The sequence below is a fragment of the Ruegeria sp. YTSC003 genome, assembly GCF_059609785.1.
Genome location: NZ_JBXWMK010000039.1, coordinates 1 through 1,369 on the forward strand (window position 1 = coordinate 1; position 1,369 = coordinate 1,369).

The 1,369-nt window shown below is 58.8% G+C and carries 1 protein-coding gene; it reads right to left on the reverse strand.

Annotation, left to right across the window (positions count from 1 at the left end; all coding sequences use genetic code 11):
* Nucleotides 1-237: 237 nt before the first annotated feature.
* Nucleotides 238-1,278 (reverse strand): IS110 family RNA-guided transposase, encoded by a 1,041-nt coding sequence (locus AC2FFH_RS23150; RefSeq protein ID WP_282169972.1) that lies wholly within the window; start codon nt 1,276-1,278, stop codon nt 238-240.
* Nucleotides 1,279-1,369 lie beyond the last annotated feature (91 nt).

Genomic DNA, 1,369 nt, shown 5'->3' on the forward strand with positions numbered 1-1,369 from the left:
AAGCGGTTCTCTGATCGCGGTATTGTCAAGGGCGTTGGATTTGTTGTCCGCCGGGGTCTTGGTTCTCTCCGAAGTCAGGTGATGCTGCTTCATGATGGCGTCCGGGGCTGATCGTCTGGAATGTCATTCACGAGGTTGATGCTGGTTGCGCCACCTCGACCGCTTTACGCGAGATCGATCTGCCTCCGTCCCGGAGGACGCCAAACCCACCCTATCCTCGGGCGGGCTTTCTGGTTGTCAGCTTGCAGGCTCCTTTGTCCAATTGAAATCTGTCCCGTCGCGCCAGATCGCGTGGAGGATTACCGCGATTTTGCGCGCGGTGGCCACAGCGGCCTTCTTGAAGCCTTTTCGCGTACTGAGCCGGATTGCCCAGGATTTGAGGGCTGAGAACCGCCTGACCTGTGTCATCAAGGACGTGGCGGCGGAAACAAGCAATCGACGCATCTCGGCATCCCCGCACTTGGAGATGCGGCCTGTTCTGTCGATCTCACCGGATTGATATCGTCTTGGTGTCAGCCCCAGGAACGCGCCGACATCGCGCGACCGGCGGAACCGGCTTGCATCATCTATTGTCGCAATGAAATTCAACGCAACCAGCGGCCCCACACCCGGCACGGTCATGAGGCGCCGCGCCAGTGGGTTCTGTTTGGCGACATGTATCAATTCATCACCCAGCATTTCCGCCGAGGCGCAAAGCTTTTTGTGGATCGGGATCATCGTTTGCGCCAGCAGCTCCAACATTGGATCACAAGAACCAGCCTCGGCCAGCTGGTCGCGGAACCCTTGTCGATAGTGCGCGCGCAGGACAGGCCCCATGCGGATGCCGAAAGTCTTCAGGACGCCCCGGATATGAGCTTCAAGATCCTTGCGCATGCGGATCAATCTCTCCCGCGCTGCAACCAGTGCTCGCACGCGGTCCGACGCTTCACTGCGAATGTGGACCTCGGTGAACCAGCCGGTCCGCGCCAACTGTGCCAACCCTTCCGCGTCTGCCTTGTCTGACTTGTTGAGGCGCGCCGACAGAGCCTTATGCGCCATGCGCGCGTCGATACAGGTGATCGGCACAGCTCGGCGCGCAAGTTCACGCGTCAGCCAAGTGGCCATTATCCCGCTTTCATGCACGACGCGCTCCACATCGGGGGCTCTCCGCGAAATGTATTCCGCAATGGTATCTGGTTCGGTCGGAATAGACGCGCGATGCAAGACCGTGCCTTCCGCATCCACAACGCAAACCGAGACCTCTTTCAATGAAACGTCGAGACCAACATAATGGCTCATGGTCGTTCTCCTCACGGCTTTTGATTGGTGAGGCTGATAATATCAGGCCTCGTTTGCCCAAGGAGAGCGACCACCGCGATCACACCATGTC